The sequence below is a fragment of the Belnapia arida genome, assembly GCF_016773205.1.
GTDB classification, from domain to species: Bacteria; Pseudomonadota; Alphaproteobacteria; order Acetobacterales; family Acetobacteraceae; genus Belnapia; species Belnapia arida.
Window position 1 is genome coordinate 1 of the sequence record NZ_JAETWB010000050.1, and the last position, 21,317, is coordinate 21,317.

Here is a 21,317-nt window from a genome sequence, read left to right on the forward strand (position 1 = left end):
GGCGACCCACGTCAGTTTGGCTCCGGGCGGCAGTTTGCCGCCTGGCTGGGGCTGGTACCGCAGCAGAGGTCGAGCGGCGGCAAGGAGCGGCTCGGGGGCATCAGCAAGAGAGGCGATGGCTACATCCGCCGTCTGCTGCTCCACGGCGCGCGAGCGGTCGTCGGCTGGCGCAAGCGGGCAGCTGATAGCTCGACCGGCTGGGTTGACCGCCTGCTGGAGCGACGGCCGGTGAACGTGGCGACCGTGGCCTACGCTAACAAGCTCGCGCGGATCGCCTGGGCCATTATGATGCGCGGAGAGCGCTACGAACCGGCCAGGGCCTTCGCGTCCGCCTCCTAAGGGGGCGCGGCGCGCAGGCTCTGACCCACGGTCTGCGAGGGTAGTCGAGGTTGATGGCAAGCTCGGTTGCAGGACCGAGAAGCGGCGAAGTCCGACGGACACATCGCTCCTCGAGAGCGTCAAATGATTGGACGCCGCTTCGCGGAAACCATCAGGGTCCAGACGAGACCGGATAGCTGACTGCAGGCGACCGTGTTGCTAAAAAGCCGAGATGACCCACGTGGGGCGGGGCCGTCCATAGCTGTGTCCGGCCTCTGCTGCGGCCGGCTTGGCCGCGGGCCCTGATGAGCTGCGCGGAACGAGGGGCAATCATGCGAGCGCGCTCGGGTGGCGCATTGCGATAAACGGCCTGTCTCGTCACCGGCTCACCGGTCTCTCGCTGTCATCGTCGCTTCAGCACCTTGGCCCTCGCCGGGCGCGGCGCCCGGCGAGCTCGGACGCGACCGTTTGGGCGGTCGCGGTGGCTGTGTAGATCCCTCCCCGGGCCAGCAAGGCCCAGGCGATGCGGGCCATCTTGTTGGCCAGAGCCACGGCCACGACCTTGAAAGGTCGCCGCGCCAGCAGGCGCGTAGCCCACTCCGCCGCCTCTGGGTGATGTCGGGCATTGCGTAGACGGCTGGTGCCGCCGAGCACCAGCAGCCGACGTAGCATTGAGTTGCCCTGCCGGGAGATCCGGCCCAGGCGCTCCTTGCCACCGCTCGAGTGTGGCTTCGGGGTCAGGCCTAGCGAGGCCGCGAAGTGCCGCCCCGAGGCGAAACCGTGCGGATTGGGCACCATCGCGGCCAGGGCTGTCGCGCTAATCGCCCCTACGCCTGGAATGCTCGCCAGCCGACGCACCGCTTCATCCTCACGCGCATGGCGAACCATGCGGCTGTCGAGCCGCTCGATGCGTCCTTCCAAGGCCTCGATCTGCGCTACTAAATCGCCCAGAGCCTCGCGGGCCATTTCAGGCAATCGGGTGTCATCACCGTTGCGGACTACCGCGATCAGCTCGGCAAACTTGCGCCCCTGCGCCGCCACGATGCCGTACTCGGCAAGGTGGGAGCGCAGCGCGTTGATGGTCTGAGTGCGCTGGCGCACCAGCATGTCGCGGACCTTCAGCTGCATCAGGCTGGCCTGCTGCGCCTCGGTCTTGACCGGCACAAAGCGCATGGTCGGGCGCGTCACCGCCTCGCAGATCGCCTCGGCATCCGCCGCGTCGGTCTTGCCGCGCTTGACATAGGGCTTCACGTAGGCCGACGGCATAAGCCGCACCGTGTGGCCAAGACGGGTGAGCTCACGGGCCCAATGGTGCGCTCCGCCGCAGGCCTCCATGCCAACCAGCGTGGGTGGCAGGGCTGCGAAGAAGTCCAACAGCGCTGACCGGCGCAGCTTGCGCCGCACTACTACCCCACCGGCCGCATTGACCCCATGCACCTGGAAGACGCTCTTGGCCAGGTCGAGGCCGATCGTCGTAATCTTCTCCATGGATGCCTCCTCTCCCTCGTGGTCAGGCTCAGCACCAGCCACGCTATGGCACCTCGATGCCGCGGAGCAGGGGGCATCCACCCCATCATGTGTGTCCCTCCGCCATCGTTGCGTGGGCAGGCTCGATCCGCCGGGCGCGTCGAGCCTGCGCGGTGGCGCTCTCGGGGCCAAGCTTTCCCCGAATCTTTTAGCCTAATAGCCAGCGATGTGGCCCATGTTCAGGGTACAATCTGCGACGATTTTCCAGCCGCGTATGGGCTCAAGTTTGGCGCTCCTAAGGTCTGACCCGCTCTACCTCACTGATCCACGAACGCCTCACTTCTCATGCTAGGCTACTTGCCGGCCGGCTGAGTGCGGCGGTCAGCCGTGGATGAGCGCAGGAGGCCGTACCCGGCTCGGCATCCTCATACCCTGTGCATGGAGGTAGAGGGCGAGGTCGAGCGACTGGTCAGCGACCGTGAAGCTGGTCACCTTACCATCGGTCAATTTAAGCAGGAACGACTCGATCGACGTTCCGCTGTGTCCGATCGGTTCGATACCAAAGAAGGGCGCACAGTCGTGCTTCCAGTTCAGGTTGACCGTCACCATGCCACGATCGCCTTCGACGAATTCGTCGATTAGATCGATGCGCAGATCGAACGCCTCGTGGAACGCCTTGATCCAGTTCTGAAGGGCGGGCAGTCCAGCGATGTCGCGGCAGGCCGGGCTGTTGCCGATCACGTCGGGATCGACGACTACTTCCCAGCGCTCGGTCTGATTGAAGGCAAAGCCCTCGAAGATCTCCTTTGCGACACCCGTAATTTTGTATGAGGTAGACATTTAACTTCTCCTTGTTGAGTCAGATAGAGCGGTTGCCGGACGGTGCCGGGATGGGTTTGCCTGCCGCGATCAGCGCCGCACCGAGCAGCGTCGTGACGCCCGCCAGCGCAAAGGTGTTGACCGGACCGAAGCGGTCGACCAGCACCCCGCCGAGGATCGCGCCGAACGAAACAGCGGTCATGAAGACGCACAGGTGGACCGCTCCGGCGCTCTCGGCGTCGTTGGGCGCCGCCTGTGTCAGAAAGGTCTGAATGCTGACTGGGTAGGCACCGAAGGCCAGCCCCCAGAGGACCGTAGCCGCGGCTGCGACGACGTGCGAGGTGCCCCCAAGCACCGCTGCCACCATAGCGATGGCGATACCAGTTGCCGCCGTGGCGATCGCAATGCGGGAGTTGCGCTGGGAGATCGCGCCTCCGAGCATGTTACCGAAGAAGCCCGCAATGCCGAACGCCAGAAGGAGAAGCGACAGCGACGCAGCGTCGAAGCGCGAGATCGTCTCCAGGAACGGCCGGACGTAGGTGAATGCGGCATAGTGGCCGCCGGCGATGCAGAACGTCGAATAGAGCGAGCGCCTGATCGCTGGCCGCCGAAGCGCGGCGCCCAGCGTGGATAGGCTCGTACTTCCCTGTGCCGGCAGCGACGGCACGGTTGCGAGCTGCGCGACGAGCGCCATGATGCCGACCGCGCCGGTTAGATAGAAGGCGAGCCGCCAGCTTAGCGTCGAACTGATCCAGGCGCCGAGCGGTGCGGCTGATACAGTCGCCATTGAGACGCCGGTCATGATGACCGCCATGGCGCGCGCCTCCGATCCCGGCGGCGACAGCCGGATGACGAGGGCGATCGACATCGCCCAGAACCCGCCGAGCCCCACGCCGAGAAGGATGCGGGAGGCGATGAGCCCCGAGATGTCCGAAGCGCTCCCGGCCAGGATGCTCGACACGATAAGGGAGACGGTCAGCGCCAGGAGGATCGTCCGCCGGTTGAAGCGGGTCGTGCCGATGACGACGCCGGGACCCGCCAGGGCAGCAATAAAGGCCGTCGCGGTGACCGACTGGCCGGCCATGCCGACGCTTGTCTCCAGATCCCGCGCCATCGGTGTGAGTAGGCTCGCCGGAAGGAACTCCGAGGTCACGAAACCGAACACGCCGAGGGACAGCGACAGGATGGCGGGCCACGCGATCGCAGTGAGCGTGGGTGCAGTGCTGCCGGCGCCGGGGCTCGAAGAACTCATGGCCATCGCTCCCAGATGATTAGGACTTTCCCCGCGCTTGCCCGCCGAGGCGCGCCCTGGTGTCGGCACGGCTATTCGCCGACCTCGATCAACACACGGTCCGGGTAGAAGGCGAGATGACCGGCATTCTCGCCGACGGCCTCGAACGGCGCCTCGTAGGTCCACACGGCGTTCAGCCCAGCCTCGCCGAGGAACCGGATGCTGTAGTAGTTCGCCTCGCCCTTGTAACGGCAGTAGGTCGTGTGCGCCGACCGCTCGAGCAGAGACATGTCGAAGTCGCCTTGCGGGATGTATTGGGCCGGCGGGTAGGACGCTTCGGACAGCGTCAGCGCGCTGCGCGTCCTGGCGATCACTGTGGCGTCCTTGTGCACGACTACGCTCGCCCCATCGCGCTCGATCGCAATGGGATGGCTCGCGTCCGGTATCCGGAGCTTTCGACCGGTCATTAAAATTTTTCTTTCCTGGATGGATTACCCGAGTCGGCGGAGATCGTGGCGATCCGGAGGGATGGCCATGCCGCTGGAAGGCCAAGCGTCGCGCGTGCTTCGAGATCCGACATGCCCGTGTCGTAGACGGGCGCCCCGAAAATCGAACTCGCGCGAGCGGTCGAGTGGCCCGACGATGACCGGATCGAAACCGGCATCGGTCACGAGTTTGGACGCGACCTGCAGCGCCTCCTCGTGATCCGACGCGAGCGGAATCTTGACGCGCGCGCTTGCGCGATGTGCCTTGCTTGTAAGCGTCTGGTTGAGCACCGAGTTGAATGCACGAACGATTCGCACGCCTGGAAACCACTCGCGCAGACACGGGCCCGTCCCACGGCCCGAACGCCGCACCGCCTCCGCCATCTCGCCATCCCGGTTTGGGAAGGGGTTCGGAGTTCCGAGAACGATCTTCTTGTGGAGCGTGGCGGCCTTGTTACGGTCGAAGTCGGGCAGGCTGAAGAAGGGGATCGAGAGGAGGACCGCGTCGCCGAACGCGATCGCCTTATCGGGCTTCCCAGCCCTGGCGCCGCCGCCTGCCCGCGCGACCAGCCCGGCTAGGTTCTGCGGGTGACGTGAAGAGAACAGGACTTCGTGTCCAGCCTGCGACCACAGTGTTCCGATAAGGCCACTGATCTTGCCGCTACCTACGATCCCGATCTTCATGTCTCATCCTGCCCGCTGGCTGCTGTTGGTGAAGGTTTTGATGCTTACGCGACGAGCACCGAGATGCCTGAGACGGCCCGGCGCTCGACCTGGTCGTGCAGCAACGGGGCTTCGCTCAGGGGGTAGACTGTCGGCGAGATCTCGCCGAAGGCGCCCGCTCGATAGAGTGCGAGCACCTTCGCCATGCAGCCGCGCAAATCGCTCGCGGTCTGGACGTAGTTCGGGACCTGCGGCGCCAGGACCGCCGCTCCGCGACGGGCGATCGCGTCCGGGTCGGCCCTCGGAAAACCAGCGCCTGCACCGAAGGAGACGATCGTGCCGTCCTTCCGCACCGTCCCGCTTTCGAGCAGGCGATTAGCAGTATCCGCCCCTATCCCGTCAAAGACGATGTCGACTCCATTGCCATTGGTGAGCCAAGCGACTTGGTCGATCGCGTCGTTGAGCCCGACGGTCACGTCTGCCGCGCCATTCTCCCGCGCTACCTTGCGCTTCGCGTCGCTGCCGACCGAGCCAATCACACGCGCCCCGCGATGCGCAGCGAGCCGTGCGATCAGCGACCCGACGCCACCGGCGGCGGTGGTGACAAGGACGGTCTGGCCGGGTTCGAGCTCGACCAAGCGAACGGCGCACAGCCAGGCCGTGGAGCCTTTCACCGTCAGCGCGGCGGCAACCTCGAAGCTGACGTCATCGGGCAGCGGGAACAGCAGGTCCGATTCGATCAGGCGCGCCCCGGCATAGGCGCCTTGCGACTTGAGGTACCCGACCCGGTCACCGACGGCGAAGTCGGTGACTCGCGGGCCGACCGCCGTGACCCTGCCGGCGCCCTCGATCCCCATTACGCGGCCCGGCTCGTTCTCCGAGATGAGGCCTCTGCGTTGCAGGACGTCGAAAAAGTTAAAACCGATCGCCGCTTGCGCGATTTCGACCTGCTCGCCGGATGGGACCGGCACCTCGCGGTGCTCGGCCTGCATGACCGCCGGACCACCTCGGCCATATTGCGCAATCACCAACGTCATCTGATTACCTTGGGGTCTGGGAGCCGCAGGTATGCGGCCGGGTTCAGGCGACGAAGCGGACGACGCCGCCGTCGACACGCAAGGCGGCGCCGCTGGTCGCGGATGCCTGATCCGAGCAGGCGTAGACGATCATGTTGGCGACCTCGTCGGTGGTGGAGAAGCGCTTGATCAGGGTCGTCGGGCGTAGCGCTTGCAGGAAACCCTGCTCGGCTTCATCCTGCGTGATGCCGTTCGTCTCGGCCTGCTCCGCTATGAAGTTGCCGAGGATCTCCGATCGGGTCGGCCCGGGCAGAACGGCGTTGACGGTGACGCCCGTGCCGGCGACCGCCTCGGCGAGACCGCGCGAGACGGCGAGCTGCGCCGTCTTGGTCATGCCATAGTCAAGCATCTCCTTGGGAGTGTTGAGGGCGGATTCGCTGCTGACGAAGACGACGCGGCCCCAGCCCTTGTCCACCATTCGCGGCAAGTAATAGCGCGAGAGGCGGACGCCGCTCATGACGTTGAGATGGAACAAGCCGATCCAGTCTTCGTCCGGGATCGCGGCGATATCGGCGATGCCGCTATAGTCCCTGATCAACGCTGTCCCGACATTGTTGGCCAGGATGTCGGCGTCGGGTACCTGCGCGATGAACGCGCTCGCCCCCTCCGCAGTCGAAAGATCGGCCGCGATCCCGGATATGTCGCTGCCTGGGAGCGCCGCGCGGATCTCTCGCACAGCTTGGTCGACCCGCTCCTGGGTGCGGCCGTTGACGACCACCGAGGCGCCGGCTCTTGCCAGCCCTTCCGCTGTCGCCCGGCCGATACCGGCCGTCGAACCCGTCACAATGGCCGTACGGCCCTTCAAGTCGACAATCATTCACTTGCCTTTCAGCAAGGCGCCGGTCGCCCTGCGAGCGAAGCCGGCACCACCTCGTCAGAGCTTGATGCCAGCTGCCCCGAGCGCGCTGTCGATCCGATGGTCGACCTCGCGCTTCGTCTCGGCCCAGGCCGGCACGGTTTCGAGGATGCGTTGCTGCCAGGCGACGAGGTTGGGGAACTCGTCGACCGGCGCCTTCGTGCGGTGGGTCTGCGAGAAGGGGGCGGCGATGTCGATGTCGGCGAGCGTCAGATGATCGCCCACGGTGAACTGGCGATCGGCGAGATGCGCATCCAGCACCGAGGCGGCCACACGGATCTTGGCGGACGCGAAGTCGACGATGGTCTTATCCTCGGGTTGCCCCAGGAAGCGCTTGCCGATCCGCTCATCGAACAGGAACACGAAGAAGACGCGCCACTGCTCGCCCGACCAGAACATCCACTGCAGCACTTCGCGCCGCTCCTCCGGCGTCTTGCCGAGCAGATCGCTGCCGACCTTTTCCGCGAGATAGAGGTTGATCGCAGAGGACTCGTAGAGTTTGACATCACTATCCACCATCACCGGCGTCAGCCCGTGCGGGTTCAGCTTCTCCAGGAACTCCGGCGTATGGCTCTCGCCCTTGAAGAGATCGACGTGCATGCGCTCGACAGGGATGCCCATGATCTTCGCGGCGGAGGTGACGCGGCGCAGGCTTCCCGAGCCGGGATCGCCATAGATCTTGATCGACATAAGACTATTCCTTCTTGTTGCTTGGGGGATGAATGGGGTCAGGCCGGAGCGCCGGCGCGAAGGCGATCGAGCACCGGCAGCAACTCGGATGGGTCGGGTCGCCGCGTGTAGTCGGGGTTGACCTCGGCATAAGCGATCACCCCATCCGTCCCGATCACGTAGCGCGCCGGCATTGGCAGCACCCCAGACGAGTCATCGTTGGTCTTGGCTAGATCGTTGCCGAACTGCCGGTAGACCTCGATCAGGTCCTCGGGCAGCTTGAAGCGCAGCCCGAACCGGTCAGCGACTGCGGCACCCGGATCGCTCAGGATGGGGAAGCCCAGCTTGTTGTCGCGTTGCGACTTGCGGCTGTTGGCCTGCGTCTGCGGGGAAATCGCCACGAGGCTTGCGCCGTGCGCTTCGATCGCCGGCCGGACTTCTTCAAGAGCCTGCAAATCGTAGTTGCAATATGGGCACCAGATCCCGCGATAGAATGTCGCGACAAGCGGTCCTCGCGCCAGCAAAGCCCCCGAACTCACGATGCTGCCGTCCGGGTCTCGAAGCATGAATTTGGGCGCGATGTCTCCGGCCTCCAAGGCGTTCTCGGCCTGACGGCTGTCGATCAGCGACTGGGTCGCTCGCCGCATCGTATCCAATTGCGCCTGCGTCGGCACAAGCGGAAAGCGGCCGTTCTCGAAGTCGTCGCGCAACGCGTCGAGCCTGTCTTGGAGCTTCACCTTAAGATCTCCGCATGTAGGGGCGTGATTGCCTTGGGCGGAAACTAGGTTCCCAGGAAAAGCTGGTGTATCCGTCGAACCCAAAGAACATTTATTTGGATTTCGGATGAGTGATCGCTGGCAGGAAATGACGGTGTTCGTCCGCGTTGCGGAAACCGGCAGCCTCTCGCGTGCCGCGCGCGAGCTGAATGTGTCGCAGCCCTCCGTGTCGCGCATCGTTGGCGCACTGGAGGCGCGACTAGGCACTACGCTCCTTTTGCGCACTACCCGCAGCGTCTCGCTGACGGATGCGGGCGCGATTTACCTGGAGCGGTCCAGGCGCCTGCTGGCCGAAATGGAGGAGGCTGAGCAGGCGACACGTGGCGTGGACTCTCTCCACGGCGTGATCCGGATCGCCATGCCCGTGATGTACGGGACGCGTGCAATCATTCCAGCCCTGACGCCGTTCCTGGCCAGACATCCCGACCTGAAAGTCGACTTCGTCATGAGCGATCTGCGACAGAACCTCGTCACGGACGGGGTCGACTTAGCCATCCGCGTGAACTTCGGGTCGCTGGAGGATTCCACCTTCGGCGCGCGCAAGTTGGCTCTGGTCGAGCGTATCGTGATGGCGGCGCCGGCGTACCTCTCCGTGCGTGGCACTCCGGCCACGCCGGCCGATCTCGCCCAGCACGATTGCATCCTCCAGCATGGCTCCTTCGGGCGCGAGAGTTGGCGCTTCACACACGACAAGACGGTCACATCCGTCGAGGTGCAGGCCAGGATCTGGGTGAACTCGGTGCCAGGCGTCCTCGCAGCCACGGTGGAAGGCCTTGGCGTCTCGCTGGGCACTCTTGCTATGGCGGGCAAGGAGTTGCGCACCGGCAAGCTACTTAGGTTGCTTGAGTCCTACCAGCTGGAGCCCGCCGAGGTGTATGCGGTCTTCCCGGCGGGCCCGAGGCCTTCCGCGAAGGTGCAGGCGATCGTGGATCATCTTGCAGCGCGTCTCTAAAGCGGTTTCCTGTCTGACTGAATCGCTTGTGGTCCCGCGGGCTGCGCGGTGGTGATTCAGTTGCGCCCTGGCACGAGGGGCGATGCGGATGTCCAAGGCGCTGTCGGTCGACTTGCGGGAGCGCGTTGTTGAGGCAATCGCGGCGGGGTCGTCCTGCCGGGCGGCAGCGCTCCGCTTCGGGGTGAGTGCGGCAAGCGCGGTTCCGCTGGGCGGCACCGGTGCGGGAGGCGGGCTCGGTCGCGCCAGGGCCGCTCGGCGGGGACCGGCGCTCGGCGCAGATCGAGGCGCATGCGGCGCTGATCCTTCGCCTTGTCGACCAGAAGTCGGATATCACGCTGCGGGAGATCCAGGCTGGGTTGGCCAAGGCCGGCGTGTCGGCCGGCATCGGCACGCCGTGGCGCTTCTTCGACCGGCGCCGGGTGACGCACAAAAAAGACCGCCCATGCCGCGGAGCAGGACCGCCCGGACGTCCTGAGGCGGCGCTGGGCCTGGTTCGAGGCGCAGCCTGACCTCGGTCCGGACCGCCTGGTGTTCATCGATGAGACCTGGGCCTCGACCAACATGGCCCGCACCCACGGCCGGGCGCCCAGGGGTGAGCGGCTGCGAGCACCGATCCACATCGTCATTGGCTGACCACCACCTTCATTGCCGACCTGCGCAACACCGGCATGGTCGCGCCGATGGTGCTCGACGGGCCGATCAACGGCCCGCTCTTCCAGGACTACGTCGAGCAGGTGCTGGTACCCGAGCTCTGCCCTGGCGACATCGTCGTCATGGACAACCTCGGCAGCCACAAAGGCGCAGGCGTCAGGGCCGCTATCGAGGCCACAGGCGCCAACCTGCTCTACCTTCCGCCCTACAGTCCCGATTTCAATCCAATCAAGCAGGCCTTCGCCAAGCTGAAGGCCGCGCTCCGCACAGCGGCCGAGCGCAGCCTCGGCAGGCTCTGGGCCGCCATCGGCCGCATCATCGACACCTTCACCCCAGCCGAATGCGCCAACTACTTCGCCAACGCCGGCTATAACTCAGACTGATAGGAAAACGCTCTAACGCACGCCGGTTGTAGCCTGATCGCCGCTGCCAGCCCATGCGGCCATGCGCTGCGATGCCCGCGATGTGCTCGTCGCGTTGCGTCGGCGGCATGTCATCTGCCGTACTGATCACGGCACTCGAGCGCGGCGGGATGATGGCGACGGCTCGCCGACTTCGTGCTGCGACGGCGGCATAGACGTCGCCGCGGTCATAGGCGCCGTCAGCGGTCAACGAGGCAATCGAACCGCCGCAGCTGTCGAGCAAGGCCTCGACTTGCCCACCATCATCATACCCAGGCTGAATAAAATGGCAAATGCCGCCTATCGAGCCGCTGCTGGGAAAAACTCTCCCACAATTAAAATAGGAATTTTTGTATAACAGGTTCTTTGATAGCTCTGCGAAAATGGCCTCCTACTATGGTCGATCTGAGTTATGCAAACCACAGGTGCGATAGCCGGGGTAATGATCGGCCGATGTGGTTTCATATATCTCCATGCTGCCAAACGCTACGAAAGTTGTTTTGCCCAGTCGCTTTAGCAGGGTCATCGAGCGAGGATCGTCCATGAACGCCAGGTTTCGTGTAATCTCAGTTTGCAAAATTATACAAAACTAGGGGCAATGCCGTCGGTGCTTGCGTCCGCGACCGTCACCCGAAGGGCCGAGACGCGCGTGCGCGGCTCGGTGAGCGTCAGCGAATAGGGCGCGCCGCGAAGCGGGACGCCAAAAATTCTTAACCTTCGCAGGCCAATGGTGTTCAGCGAAAACTGGTGCAACTCACAAGCCGGACCAGCAGCAGCGCCTTGGGATCGGCCGTGGCACCACACTGCCAATTGTTGATGACGACGCCTGGGTAGGTTGCTTCACAGGCAATGGCTTCAAGCGCGGTGTCCAGCGACTTGGGAAATGGTCTTCGACATTGCATGTGTGGGCGCCAGGTAATGGAACAAACTGCGTTCGATCAGCAAGCTATTAACGCTCGGCGAAACGCCAAAAAAGTTTGCCCAGTAGAGGATGCGCTCGATGAATGAGTTCGGTAATAGGAGCGACATCACAAGCGGTGGCGAGCTTCGGACCGCTTTAATTACCGGAACGGCAACAGGTTGGGCGTAGGATCTGCAAGGCCCCATCCGGAGACGTTCGTCATGGTCGATCAGACCGCCACGCCCTCAGTCCAGGACCTGTTTCTGAGGCAGCTTCTGAAGGCCAAAGCCCCGGTGACCGTGTTCCTGGCCAACGGGGTCAAGCTGCAGGGCACCATCGTGGCCTTCGATCGGTTTGCCCTTGCGCTCACCCGCAGCGGCTTCACCCAGCTGGTCTACAAGCACGCCGTCAGCACGGTGATGCCGGGGAGCAGCCAGGACTCCACGGCGCCTGATGCCTCGCCGCGGCGGGACACCAGGCGGGAGGTGCCGGCCTCGGCGACGCGGCTCTCACTCGCGCACCGGGCCGGCTAGATCGGGAGCGTCTGCCGTTCGCTAGGCCGCATCCTCGAGCTGACGGGTGCCGGCGAAGCCTCTGCTGAAATGCATGACGACGAAGCCGTAGAGGCGTTCCGGTTCGCGAGGGCGCCGGTCCGGTGGCAGGGCGGCCCAGGCGGCATTGGCGCCGAGATCGTCGAGGAACCGCTGCAGCTCCGCCCGAAGGCTGGCGGTATCGGCTGGCAGTGTGGTGGGGTCGGAGGCGAGGTCGAGGGCGCACTGGAGCCGGAAGACCGACTGCAGCTGCTCGCGCGTCAGCGGACGCCCCGCCGCGGCGGCGATGGCCCATTGGATGGGGACGACCAACTCGGCCAGCTTGCGGGCCATCTCTCCGAAGGGGGACTTGCAGAGGTCTTGGTCGAGGTCGCACGCCGCGAGAACCAAGGCGGTCGCGCCCTTGGCGTCGAGGCCGGCCAGCGCCGCGTCCGTGACCATAAGCTGCGGCCTGACGTTGGCGGCAGGCGAGATTGAGGCGGCCGCGCGTGTTGTGGTGTGCATGGGCACGATCCCTTGGTGGCAGGGGTGGGGGATGATGGCCGGGCGGCCCGAACCGCCGCGGCCTCGGGCGGTGTCGGTCAGCTCAGTTTCGCGGAACGGGGAAGACCCTCGGCATGACGGCGCAGCGCCTCGGCGAAACTGCGCGCGACGGCCTCCCGGTCGAGCGGAGCGACTGGTCCGTCGGCGATGATCCCAGCGGGGATCTGCAAGTGGGTGTGCACATGCGGCGCGGCATCGTCGGCGGCGCGGCGGGGCAGGTGGCGAATATCCATCTGGGGGTCTCCGGGCCGCGGCCCCGCGCCGGGATGGCGGCGGGGTACTCGCGGCCCTCAGAGACTGGATGCGATCCGCGCGAATGGCGAACGGCCATTCGATGGCCGCGATCGGCTGGCTAGGCGGCGAGGGCGGCGTCAGGCGTTGGGGCTGTGGAAGCCTCCTCCGTCTTCGGGCGGACGTCCCCCGCAGTGATGACGAAGCCGGCCTTGGCGAGCTCGGTGCAGAGGGCGAGCTTGCGCTCGTCGCGGGTGCCCTGGTCGGCGATGAAGCTGGCCCGGCCCAGATGGAATGTGAAGCCGGCGCGCTTGAGGCAGCCGCGGAAGCGCTGTTGGGTGCGGTCGCTCCAGTCCGAAGTCAGGGCGTAGTTGCGGAAGGCGGCGACGGCGGCGACCGAGCCGTAGTTCTCGTCGCGCCAGGCGATCTTGACCTTCGGGCCCGTGGCAGCGGTCGTCGGGGTGGCGGTCATGGTGGTCATGGTGAATTCCTGTGCGTGGAATGGTGGGTGAGGGTGAGCCAGACGATGTCTGAGGCTCCGGCCGGGTCGGCCAGCGCCGGGAGCGTGCGGCGGTCGCGGTCGGTCGTGTCCGCGACGGCGGGGAGGCTGCCGCCCATCGGCAGCGAGACCGTCTGGTCGATGGCGGCGGTGATCGACGCGGCATGAAGGGCGTCGAGGATGAGGCGCCGCATGTGGCGGGCCAGCACCGTGGTCGAGGTCCTGGGTGCATGGTCGCCGGCGGTTGGTCCGGCCGGCAGGATGTGGTGGGTATGGCGTTGGCGATCGGCGGGCATGGGGCGTTTCCCGTTCTGCGATGCGAATCCCAAAGGCCCGTTCAGTGCCTGGATGTCGAGAAAGTGGCGCTGCAGCGCGTCGTGGTCGAGCTTGGGCAGGGCGCGAAAGATAAGCATGGAAAAGCCTCCGGTTGGGCGGTCCTCGCCGGGATGGCGGGGGATCGTCCCGGTTCGGAGGCTAAGGCCAGACCGCGCGAACGGGCTCTGGCGCCGCAGCAGGGTAGCGGCTAACGCGCGGCGACGCCGCGATTTCGGGTCTTGCCGACGATCCGGGTCAGTGCGTCGCCTGCCCATCGGGTGACGTTGGAGAGCAGCAAGCCCAGGCCGTAGGCACCAAGGAGGATCGTTATCACGGGCACGACGAAACTGCGTGCTGGGGGGAGGGCCGGGACGAAAGCGTCGAGATTGACGACCGTGACGGTGGCGAGAACATGCAGCAGTCTTGGGTCTACGATGACGTCGCCGATCACCAGGGCGAGCGTAGCGCAGGCAAGATGACAGGATAGGCGGATGCCGTTGTCGCGGGGGGAGGACGGCGCCGGGCTGGCGGTGTTGGAACTCCACCGCCAGCAACTGATGGCTCGCTCGATCGAAAAGGCGGCGGCACCGAACACCGCGGCGGCGCTCGCGGTGCTGGCGATGGCGATGTTGATCGTGGCGGGAAAGGACATGCATGGCTCCTGGGGGAGTTGGCCGAGATTGGTGGGCATAGCGGGCTGGGTCGAGACCGGAGTAGCTTGCCGCTCGCCTGCGCGAACGGCGAGGGATCCAGCGGGCCTAGCGGCGGCAGCCCATCTGCCGAGGCGGTGGCAGGCGCGGCAGCAGCCGCACCCCGAGATCGCCGAGCACCCCGCTGAGGAGGAAGCCCGCGGCGGCGAGGCAGGCGGCGGCGCCGACGATGGCCACCAGCCTGTCGTTGAGCTGGTCCCACGGCGCGGCGCCCGCGACCGGATCCGCGGGAGCGGGCGGGCTGGCCGGATCGATCAAGGCTTGCAGCAGGGCGCTGCCCGCCACGAGCGCCTCGATCAGCGTGGCGGCGATGGGCGAGACGGCAAGGACGATGCCGAGCGCGGCGATGTCCCGGAACGCCGGGCGGATCAGCAGCTCGATCCTGTCCCGGGCGGTGTCCCGCGTGTCCGGCGCGGCACCGGCGGTTCGGCGGGAATGGGCGATGGCGTCCCACACTCCGGCCAATGCGCGAAGACCGAGGATACCGAAGAGCGTCCCGCCGGCCATGCTGGTCTGAAAGGCGGCGGTGATGTCGTGGGGGTCGGGTGGCGGCGGCATCGGGGGTTTCCAGGTGCCGGACCGTCGGAACGCGGGGGTGCGGATCGTCGTCGGGCACCGCGCAAGCCTGGCAGCCGGATGCGCGAACGGAGACGGGCCGGTGTGGGTCAGTGCGTCTCGAGCCAGATGCGTACCTTGAGAACGGCGTCATCGGCGACCGGATCGCCTTCGGTGACCCGCCACACCTGGCTGTTCGACAGGCCGATCGCAGCGGCAAGGGCCCGATAGGTCATCCCCTGGTCCTGCATCTTAGCCCTGACCTGCCCGGCCAGCGCCGCGGCGTCGTAGTCGATCGTCCGGTCGGCAGCGCGCCAGCTGCCGCGGGGTCGGCGAATCTTGGGCGGCAGTCCGATGGCGTGGCGGCCGAGATCCTCAACCTGGTCGGCCACGGTGTCCGGCAGCCAGAACTCGACGCGGCGCCAGCCGGGCGGGGTGCGGGCCTCGGTCGTCACCAGGTCGAGGATGACCCGCAGCGCCGGGCGCTTGATTGCATAGCGGGCCATCGCCGTCTCGAAGTCGAGGCCGCCGATCAGCACCTCGCGGGCAATCGCGGTGTTGCGCTTGGCGAGCTTCACCCGGCCGAGCGCCGCCTCGATGGTCTCGGGCGTCGGCTCGCCAGCGGCGACGGGCGGCTCTACGCCGGCGATCAGCTGGGCGGCGTCGCGGAGTGGCGCTGCAGATCGCGGCGGCAGGGGGCGGGAGGGCGGCGAGCGGGATGGCATGGCGGGGGGATCACTCCGGGATGGGGGCTGGTGGTGCTCAGGTTTCGCCAAGCCAGGCAAAAACCCGTTCCACCGCATCGTCGCCGATCGGCTTGGCCTCGACCGTCCGTTGCACCTGGGCGCGGGAGATGCCGATGGCCGCGGCGGTGCTGGTGTAGGTCAGCTGCTTGTTCCACATCGCGGTGGTGAGGCGCCCGGCCAGCGCGGTGGCGTCGTAGGTTCGGGTTCGCTCCGGCTTGCGCCATTGCCTTGGAGCCAATCGGCCCTTCGGCGGTAGCCCGATCGCCTGGCGGACCAGCTGCTCGACATCGGCGGCGATGCCGGCGGGCAGGTAGAGCTCGACTCGCTCCCAGCCGGGCGGGAGCCGCGCCGCGGGCTCGACGCTGTCGAGGATGCGCTTGAGGTCGGGGCGGCTGATCTCATGGCGGAGCATGGCGAGGTCGAAGTCCAGACCCTCGATCAGCACCTCGCGGGCGATGGCGGCGAAGCGGGCGGTGAGCTTGGACCCGGCGATGGCGGCCTCGATCGCCTCGGGCGTTGGTTTGGTCCTCGGGGGCGCGTCGACGTTGCTGATCATCCGGCCGGCCTGGCGCAGCAGCTCGTCGGGATCGAACCCATCGGTGTCGTCTGGCTGGGGTGAGGGGCACATGGGTGGGCGGATCTCCCAATGGTGGTGGTCGTCGGTGACGGTTTAGGGGCGGGATGTGCGAATGACGACGCGGTCGCATCGGCGCGGCGCGTTGGTGTGAGGACGGTCCAAGCCGGGTCACCGGCTGGATGGACGGGGCGGGACCAAGGCGGAAGCTGGGGGCTCAGTCCCGCCGGCGCGGCCGGCCGTAGGTTGCCTGGGCGGCGTCGCGGGCCTCGGCCTCCCAAAAATGCTGGCGGTGGAGCGCCCAACGGGCGGCCCGCAGCAGGAGCCGGGCGAACCTCGGCTGGGGCAGGGGAAGTGCCAGGCTGGCCGCGGGCCGGGTCACCCGGGCGGATGGACGGTGCTGGTCGGAGCAGGCGGCTAGCGCCGCTCGACGTTGAGGATGCGAAGGGCGGCGAGAGGGTGCTAGGCTGCCGCCGCGAATGCCGGAGGCGGCGCACCGGGGGTGTCGGGGTCTGACCTCGAGATCCGGCTGGCGCCGGCAGGCGGGGCACCGCAGCGGGGAGCGGACTGGGCGAGCGCCGGTCCAGCCGCCGGCCGACAGGCCCCCTTGCATTTCCCCGCATGAATCTGGCAGCATCATCCCATCAGGGGGGCGCCACGGGCGCCGCAGGGTGCCGGCACCCCGGCTACCGCCCGGCTGCAGCCGCCCCACCACCCGACCTCACCGAAACCGCAAGGGGAACCAAAACAAGGTAGGGCTACACCAATGCATCGAGATGCGTAAAGAATGTTGACATTTGCATTAATTTAAGTCGTGATTTTTATTATACTTTAAACTGCGATGCATATTAGTCGCGCCACCGTTAGCTGGAATCCTGACATTGTCTGGAAGAAGTCGGCGTTGATCAAGTAGATGATAAATCTGTTCTACTGCATCGCCTGGGTCTGCAGCGACCAATATGGTCACGCTCCATCCGAGTGCGGTCAGCGCAGTCCGCCATTCCCGTTGCTGGGCGGACTCCCTTCCGCTCAGCGCTTTCAACTCAACGAAAAGAATTTGAGATTTTGCAACGATGATGATGTCTGGCACGCCGGACTTCATCCCCTGTGCACGGAATATCCCACCAATCCTCGCAGCATGGCGTCGCTCTACAGGCGACGAGGCGCCGAGCGGTATGCCGTTCGGTACTGCAAACCAAACGAATCGCCGCCCGAGTTGGGCCATCCAATCGAGATGGTGAGCAATTGCGATCTGCATCTCCTGTTCGGTGCGGTTCACAACACCGGCCCTCCTGTAGCAGGGCTTTCAAACACTGGGGGGACCAGGGAAAACTTGCTAAGCAGTCCGAGGCGCCATGTGAGCCATGCCTCAGGATCCGCGACTATTTTGGGATCGAAAACGACATTGACCGCACGCCGTCCAGGGCCAGCGAGTTGGTAGCTGCCCGTGTTTAGAGCTCTGCGACATCCCCATAATTTAAGATCTTCTATTGGGTGTGTCCTGCACCGTCGAAAGGCCTGCCTCGCCGCTGCGGCCGACGGCCAGAGCGAATATGCCTGCGCCGCATCGACCGCATTTCCAATCGCAATCCCTGATGTGGCAAGCATCATGTCGGCTGCCGACGGAGCGATCTCCGACCATGTAGTCACAGCGTCGACCGGCTCGCCGATTGGCCGGTTGGTGAGGAGCAGTACGCTCAGCGGGTTCGCAGCCGTCCGGTTGACGCCCCGGCCGCGACCAATGAGCTGAATCAGCTGATGCTCGCATAACTGGCGACGAATGCGCTCTGCGATCGGATCTGGGTGCCGATCTGCGGTTGTCGCCGACGTCGAGCCGTCACGCAGAGTAATTACTGCTGACTCACGTTCATACCGGCGAACACGCACAGAGACAGCGGCACCCATCAGAATTTCAGCCATACGCTCGGCTGCGAATGGCGCGGGAAGTGTCCGGCCGACGATAATTAGTAGGCGGATCCCGTCGCCGCCCTGGCTGGGGCCCCAGTCGTCGCGGCCCGTGACACTGTTATGATGCGCGAGTTCTAAATTAGCTGGAACCGGCCACGACCGCCAATGCGCTTCAACAACTTTCGGCACTATCGCGAGGACACGCCCGTCCACTCCATATGATTCGCGTAACACGAGCGCTCGCACCACCAAGGAATTACGCAACCGGCGGGCTGTCTCCGCTTCGCTGCACCAACCATCGGGAACGAGTGCGGTTTTCGCCCAGTCACGGTCAGCTAACTGCACGACCCGCATATGCGGCGCCGGCGGGCCTGAGGTCTGGTCGCCGTCCGCGAGCGAAGGCCAGTAGGCCCGGTTCAAAACAGGATCCGCGACGGCGTCGAGGAGCAGGGTTGGAACGCGCCAACCGGGTGCGATCTCACGTCTCAAGCTTAAGCAGAGTTGCCGCGTCGGCCCCGTCCCAGCCAAGGCCGCCCAGCCGCTGGCAACTGGCCCCCGTCCGCCAACCAGGGCTGCAATCGCGGAAAATGCCTGGGCGATCAACGCGACTGCTCGGATGTCTCCTGCCGTGCGCAGCGCCGCGCGTCGGGTCTGGGCCGCCATACCCGGCCGGAGCGGGTTAGCATCACTCAGTCGCAGCACCGCGAGCCGGTGTCCTTCCGCCATAGCTGCGTGATTAACACCAGCGGCGAGACAGGCGTCGCGGCGAAGTGGACCCTCCGGCATAGTCTCGATTGCCCGGGCCAAGTTCGTCTGCAATTCCACGAGGCGGGCAGCAGAGGACGCCTTGAGAGCTGACGATGGCGGTACTGGCACTTCGAGCGCCTTAAGCGGCAAAAGCGGCCCGGTGCCTGACCCCTTCAGGCCAGCCGGCCAGAACATCTCATCAACCACGAGGAGCGCCGGTTTCCCGATCGCCCTGGGGACGGGCGTTGTGATAAGCGGATGCGTCACCACCCAAAGGTCAGCGTCTAACCGGCGCTGGCGCTGATAGCCGCATAACTGCGCATGAATGCATTCGCCTCCGCCACGACCTGCCCTTCGACAAACACTGGTGCCGATTGGAAGGCCAGCCGTAAATGCGTCACTTGCTGCCTCTGGATCCAAACACATGTGCTCGCCGCGCCTCTCGGGATCGGCGGCATCGCGCCCGCGCCAGATGGCCGTATTCAAGCCGCGCGCCTCTTGCAAAGCATTGAAGCGCGCCGCGATCTGCTCCGCGAGCGCCACAGTGGGGACCGCGACGGCAACGGTGCGGCCATCACCGCGAGCGCGGAGTTCGTGGAGTACGGATGCTGACGCCCTTAGGGCTAACCCAGTTTTCCCTAGGCCAGGCGGCGCGGCAGCAATACGCGCTGGAGCTGGCAGACCCTCTGACGGCACGCAAAAAACGGCGTCGTGGACGACTCTTCTTATGTAGTCGTTCAATTGTCGCCTAGCCGCGGCGATGTTGTCATCCTGGACGTTGCTGGACTCCTCGGTTAACCCATTCATGGCTCGTGCTCCCGCTTGTCGGTTGCACGAGCACACGGCAGTTGCATCGACGGGTCACCGGCTAAACTACCGTTGCGTTTCGCATAATTCCTTGCATCTCATAGTTTGCCTGCTTCGCCGAGCGGAACTGGGCTTTCTCAAGTCGAGGCCATTCGGCGCCCAGCCTGGATGCGACGCTCGGCCGTACGACGGTCCACGCCGAAATCCTCAGCCACACTCTCGCACGCAAGTTCCCAACTAAGCCCGCCAGCCTGGTGGCGGCCGGCCATGTCTGCGTAAACCTGATTTCGCTTACAGTTCCACAAATTCCGCGCAACGCCCGTCCCCCGCCGCTTCAACTCGAGAACTTGCGCCCAGTCAACGTCGACGCTTCGTGGCGTCCAAAATCTGCGGGCAGAACCGCTAACCTCCTTCCATCTCCTGCGTGCTGCTGGCGTCAGACACGCGAAGCACTCATCGGACAGTGGCGACTCCACCATCCCGGTGACGCGTTCAGCAACTCGAACCAAATAACGCGCACATTCTTCGGGAAGTGGCAGCCGCGATTTCGCGTTGGATTGTAAAGCTGCCCTTACCGCTGACCAGGCAAAATAGGGGTTCATCGTGGCGATGAACTCGGCATGGTGCTGGGCAACGGCATCCCCTCGACGGGACTCATCCTCAGGCAAACCCGAACTGTCGCCATTGCTAACCACGGCCGCAATCGCCTCGAGTTTCGCGCAAGACACTCGCGACCAGACCCGACGCAATGCATCAGATGTGAGCCGACGCCTCACGCCGTCAACCACGCCAAGGTCGCTGACCTCGACGGCGATTGCGGCCCATGGAACACCTCCGCGCCTCGCGTCAGCGATCAGGTCAAAGTTCGCCTCCAGATAACAGCGCAACTGCGAGCGCCGGGCTGAACCAGAGGCAATCTTAGACGCAACGCCGGAGCATCCTCCTTGCAACACCGCCCGAGAGAGAAATGCCTCAACGGCATCATACTCGATATGCACTCGACTCCGAACGAGCACGCGTCGCATCTTTAGTAGCCACGACCACTCGAGGCTATTGGGTGGCGAAGCTCGTTCAAACCAATGATCCAACATGTTCTGTATGCGATAGGCGATGCATGCGAAATACGCGGCGCAGGCATCCGGCAATGAGATGTGTTGCTCATCACCGGTATCCAGCGCACTGATAACAGCCATGAACGCGTACACTGGATTTAACGTCTTCGCGTAGGCCGCTTCGTATTTCGCCAAGGCGGTTGCACGCGAGCCGGGCAGTGGATGTTTGGCGATTTTGCATTGGACGCGAGACCAGTTGCTACGAACTCTGGCAGACGAATGCGGCCGACCATCGCTGCCGAAGACGCCATGAAATGCGAGGGTCGCGGCGATATCGTTCCATGAAGCTCCCGACCGTCGCCTCTGGTTCAACGCATCAGCATTCGCGATCATGTACGAGCTAAGCGCCGAGAGCACACCTCGTCCAGCTTGGACGGGCGCTTCACAACGATCCGGTGCCGACGCCCCCTGGGGTCCGCTGTTCGCCACTCGCATTTCAACATCCCGCCTTTGCGGTGGACGGAGACCTATGTAGCTCGCGCTCAAGCTGGACAGGCTGCGTGAGGCGAGCTCCACATCCGTACAAATCGGACGGTAACGAAAGGCGCCAGATTGGAAAGGAAAAAATGGGACAAGCGCGACATTCCGATATTTAATCGAAACTAATGCATGCGCCCGTGGTCAAGGCTTCAGTGAGAGCATCTTGCTCTGTCGCGAGCCTATCCGGGCAGGATAAGGCCTGAAGCCCCAGTTGGGGATCATGGACAATGAACTGCTCCGTTTTGCTCGGCTCTCTGCGGCAGTGGCGCGCCGA

General features: G+C 65.2%; 23 protein-coding genes and 1 pseudogene. 4 read left to right on the forward strand and 20 right to left on the reverse strand.

Going from position 1 to position 21,317, the window contains the following annotated elements:
• Positions 1-339 (forward strand): transposase (locus JMJ56_RS29685; RefSeq protein ID WP_202835365.1); only part of this gene is annotated, 339 nt, incomplete at its 5' end.
• 393 nt (positions 340-732) lie between these two features.
• Here the strand turns inward: JMJ56_RS29685 and JMJ56_RS29690 are convergent.
• From JMJ56_RS29690 to JMJ56_RS29730, 9 genes are all read right to left on the reverse strand, one after another.
• The gene (locus JMJ56_RS29690) at positions 733-1,806 is read right to left on the reverse strand and encodes an IS110 family RNA-guided transposase (RefSeq protein ID WP_202835366.1); all 1,074 of its coding nucleotides are present in this window, start codon (positions 1,804-1,806) and stop codon (positions 733-735) included.
• Positions 1,807-2,166: 360 nt separating this feature from the next.
• Positions 2,167-2,625: an ester cyclase gene (locus tag JMJ56_RS29695; RefSeq protein WP_202835367.1), complete on the reverse strand. Its 459-nt coding sequence runs from the start codon at positions 2,623-2,625 to the stop codon at positions 2,167-2,169.
• 19 nt (positions 2,626-2,644) lie between these two features.
• Entirely contained in the window at positions 2,645-3,856 is a 1,212-nt protein-coding gene (locus JMJ56_RS29700) for an MFS transporter (protein WP_202835368.1), read from the reverse strand.
• Positions 3,857-3,927: 71 nt separating this feature from the next.
• A complete protein-coding gene (locus tag JMJ56_RS29705; RefSeq protein ID WP_202835369.1) occupies positions 3,928-4,302 on the reverse strand; it encodes a DUF427 domain-containing protein in 375 nt (124 codons plus the stop codon).
• Positions 4,303-4,326: 24 nt separating this feature from the next.
• Positions 4,327-5,004 (reverse strand): NADPH-dependent F420 reductase, encoded by a 678-nt coding sequence (locus JMJ56_RS29710; RefSeq protein WP_202835370.1) that lies wholly within the window; start codon positions 5,002-5,004, stop codon positions 4,327-4,329.
• Positions 5,005-5,048: 44 nt separating this feature from the next.
• The gene (locus JMJ56_RS29715) at positions 5,049-5,975 is read right to left on the reverse strand and encodes a zinc-binding dehydrogenase (RefSeq protein WP_202835371.1); all 927 of its coding nucleotides are present in this window, start codon (positions 5,973-5,975) and stop codon (positions 5,049-5,051) included.
• An 88-nt stretch (positions 5,976-6,063) separates the two neighbouring features.
• The gene (locus tag JMJ56_RS29720; protein ID WP_202835372.1) at positions 6,064-6,876 is read right to left on the reverse strand and encodes an SDR family NAD(P)-dependent oxidoreductase; all 813 of its coding nucleotides are present in this window, start codon (positions 6,874-6,876) and stop codon (positions 6,064-6,066) included.
• 57 nt (positions 6,877-6,933) lie between these two features.
• Positions 6,934-7,605 carry a glutathione S-transferase family protein gene (locus tag JMJ56_RS29725; RefSeq protein ID WP_202835373.1) on the reverse strand — a complete coding sequence of 224 codons (672 nt, stop codon included), beginning with the start codon at positions 7,603-7,605 and terminating at the stop codon, positions 6,934-6,936.
• A gap of 38 nt (positions 7,606-7,643) precedes the next feature.
• On the reverse strand, positions 7,644-8,321 hold the full coding sequence (locus JMJ56_RS29730; RefSeq protein WP_202835374.1) for a peroxiredoxin-like family protein: 678 nt from the start codon (positions 8,319-8,321) through the stop codon (positions 7,644-7,646).
• Positions 8,322-8,427: 106 nt separating this feature from the next.
• On the opposite strand from JMJ56_RS29730, the gene JMJ56_RS29735 reads away from it, so the two are divergent.
• The 3 genes and pseudogenes from JMJ56_RS29735 to hfq all read left to right on the forward strand — a co-directional run bounded on the left by JMJ56_RS29735 (position 8,428) and on the right by hfq (position 11,798).
• Positions 8,428-9,312: a LysR family transcriptional regulator gene (locus tag JMJ56_RS29735; protein ID WP_202835375.1), complete on the forward strand. Its 885-nt coding sequence runs from the start codon at positions 8,428-8,430 to the stop codon at positions 9,310-9,312.
• An 88-nt stretch (positions 9,313-9,400) separates the two neighbouring features.
• Positions 9,401-10,346: pseudogene (locus tag JMJ56_RS29740) on the forward strand (IS630 family transposase).
• 1,140 nt (positions 10,347-11,486) lie between these two features.
• The gene (gene hfq, locus JMJ56_RS29745; RefSeq protein ID WP_202835376.1) at positions 11,487-11,798 is read left to right on the forward strand and encodes an RNA chaperone Hfq; all 312 of its coding nucleotides are present in this window, start codon (positions 11,487-11,489) and stop codon (positions 11,796-11,798) included.
• Positions 11,799-11,819: 21 nt separating this feature from the next.
• Here hfq and JMJ56_RS29750 read toward each other — a convergent pair whose 3' ends face one another.
• From JMJ56_RS29750 to JMJ56_RS29800, 11 genes are all read right to left on the reverse strand, one after another.
• Positions 11,820-12,320, reverse strand: a complete 501-nt coding sequence (locus JMJ56_RS29750; RefSeq protein ID WP_202835377.1) for a hypothetical protein — start codon at positions 12,318-12,320, stop codon at positions 11,820-11,822.
• A gap of 77 nt (positions 12,321-12,397) precedes the next feature.
• Positions 12,398-12,592, reverse strand: a complete 195-nt coding sequence (locus JMJ56_RS29755) for a hypothetical protein (protein WP_202835378.1) — start codon at positions 12,590-12,592, stop codon at positions 12,398-12,400.
• A gap of 119 nt (positions 12,593-12,711) precedes the next feature.
• Positions 12,712-13,071, reverse strand: coding sequence for a hypothetical protein (locus tag JMJ56_RS29760; RefSeq protein WP_202835379.1), 360 nt, complete (start codon positions 13,069-13,071; stop codon positions 12,712-12,714).
• Entirely contained in the window at positions 13,068-13,502 is a 435-nt protein-coding gene (locus JMJ56_RS29765; RefSeq protein WP_202835380.1) for a hypothetical protein, read from the reverse strand. Before JMJ56_RS29765 ends, JMJ56_RS29760 begins: the two co-directional genes overlap by 4 nt.
• 110 nt (positions 13,503-13,612) lie before the next feature.
• Entirely contained in the window at positions 13,613-14,056 is a 444-nt protein-coding gene (locus JMJ56_RS29770) for a hypothetical protein (protein ID WP_202835381.1), read from the reverse strand.
• 106 nt (positions 14,057-14,162) lie between these two features.
• Positions 14,163-14,672, reverse strand: a complete 510-nt coding sequence (locus JMJ56_RS29775; protein WP_202835382.1) for a hypothetical protein — start codon at positions 14,670-14,672, stop codon at positions 14,163-14,165.
• Positions 14,673-14,779: 107 nt separating this feature from the next.
• Complete coding sequence (locus JMJ56_RS29780) at positions 14,780-15,394, reverse strand: hypothetical protein (protein WP_202835383.1); 615 nt, start codon at positions 15,392-15,394, stop codon at positions 14,780-14,782.
• A 37-nt stretch (positions 15,395-15,431) separates the two neighbouring features.
• Positions 15,432-16,043, reverse strand: a complete 612-nt coding sequence (locus JMJ56_RS29785; RefSeq protein WP_202835384.1) for a hypothetical protein — start codon at positions 16,041-16,043, stop codon at positions 15,432-15,434.
• 748 nt (positions 16,044-16,791) lie between these two features.
• Positions 16,792-17,268, reverse strand: a complete 477-nt coding sequence (locus JMJ56_RS34415) for a VRR-NUC domain-containing protein (RefSeq protein ID WP_202835385.1) — start codon at positions 17,266-17,268, stop codon at positions 16,792-16,794.
• Complete coding sequence (locus tag JMJ56_RS35755) at positions 17,265-19,451, reverse strand: DEAD/DEAH box helicase family protein (protein WP_407927968.1); 2,187 nt, start codon at positions 19,449-19,451, stop codon at positions 17,265-17,267. The genes JMJ56_RS34415 and JMJ56_RS35755 overlap by 4 nt, the downstream gene beginning before the upstream one ends.
• Positions 19,452-19,588: 137 nt before the next feature.
• Entirely contained in the window at positions 19,589-20,896 is a 1,308-nt protein-coding gene (locus JMJ56_RS29800; RefSeq protein ID WP_202835387.1) for a hypothetical protein, read from the reverse strand.
• Positions 20,897-21,317 lie beyond the last annotated feature (421 nt).

Excerpts from the sequence above, each read along its gene's own strand:
- JMJ56_RS29690 (WP_202835366.1), bottom strand. The coding sequence starts at position 1,806 with ATGGAGAAGATTACGACGATCGGCCTCGACCTGGCCAAGAGCGTCTTC.
- JMJ56_RS29695 (WP_202835367.1), bottom strand. The coding sequence starts at position 2,625 with ATGTCTACCTCATACAAAATTACGGGTGTCGCAAAGGAGATCTTCGAG.
- JMJ56_RS29700 (WP_202835368.1), bottom strand. The coding sequence starts at position 3,856 with ATGAGTTCTTCGAGCCCCGGCGCCGGCAGCACTGCACCCACGCTCACT.
- JMJ56_RS29705 (WP_202835369.1), bottom strand. The coding sequence starts at position 4,302 with ATGACCGGTCGAAAGCTCCGGATACCGGACGCGAGCCATCCCATTGCG.
- JMJ56_RS29710 (WP_202835370.1), bottom strand. The coding sequence starts at position 5,004 with ATGAAGATCGGGATCGTAGGTAGCGGCAAGATCAGTGGCCTTATCGGA.
- JMJ56_RS29715 (WP_202835371.1), bottom strand. The coding sequence starts at position 5,975 with ATGCAGGCCGAGCACCGCGAGGTGCCGGTCCCATCCGGCGAGCAGGTC.
- JMJ56_RS29720 (WP_202835372.1), bottom strand. The coding sequence starts at position 6,876 with ATGATTGTCGACTTGAAGGGCCGTACGGCCATTGTGACGGGTTCGACG.
- JMJ56_RS29725 (WP_202835373.1), bottom strand. The coding sequence starts at position 7,605 with ATGTCGATCAAGATCTATGGCGATCCCGGCTCGGGAAGCCTGCGCCGC.
- JMJ56_RS29735 (WP_202835375.1), top strand. The coding sequence starts at position 8,428 with ATGAGTGATCGCTGGCAGGAAATGACGGTGTTCGTCCGCGTTGCGGAA.
- hfq (WP_202835376.1), top strand. The coding sequence starts at position 11,487 with ATGGTCGATCAGACCGCCACGCCCTCAGTCCAGGACCTGTTTCTGAGG.
- JMJ56_RS29750 (WP_202835377.1), bottom strand. The coding sequence starts at position 12,320 with ATGCACACCACAACACGCGCGGCCGCCTCAATCTCGCCTGCCGCCAAC.
- JMJ56_RS29755 (WP_202835378.1), bottom strand. The coding sequence starts at position 12,592 with ATGGATATTCGCCACCTGCCCCGCCGCGCCGCCGACGATGCCGCGCCG.
- JMJ56_RS29760 (WP_202835379.1), bottom strand. The coding sequence starts at position 13,071 with ATGACCACCATGACCGCCACCCCGACGACCGCTGCCACGGGCCCGAAG.
- JMJ56_RS29765 (WP_202835380.1), bottom strand. The coding sequence starts at position 13,502 with ATGCTTATCTTTCGCGCCCTGCCCAAGCTCGACCACGACGCGCTGCAG.
- JMJ56_RS29770 (WP_202835381.1), bottom strand. The coding sequence starts at position 14,056 with ATGTCCTTTCCCGCCACGATCAACATCGCCATCGCCAGCACCGCGAGC.
- JMJ56_RS29775 (WP_202835382.1), bottom strand. The coding sequence starts at position 14,672 with ATGCCGCCGCCACCCGACCCCCACGACATCACCGCCGCCTTTCAGACC.
- JMJ56_RS29780 (WP_202835383.1), bottom strand. The coding sequence starts at position 15,394 with ATGCCATCCCGCTCGCCGCCCTCCCGCCCCCTGCCGCCGCGATCTGCA.
- JMJ56_RS29785 (WP_202835384.1), bottom strand. The coding sequence starts at position 16,043 with ATGTGCCCCTCACCCCAGCCAGACGACACCGATGGGTTCGATCCCGAC.
- JMJ56_RS35755 (WP_407927968.1), bottom strand. The coding sequence starts at position 19,451 with ATGAATGGGTTAACCGAGGAGTCCAGCAACGTCCAGGATGACAACATC.
- JMJ56_RS29800 (WP_202835387.1), bottom strand. The coding sequence starts at position 20,896 with ATGATCGCGAATGCTGATGCGTTGAACCAGAGGCGACGGTCGGGAGCT.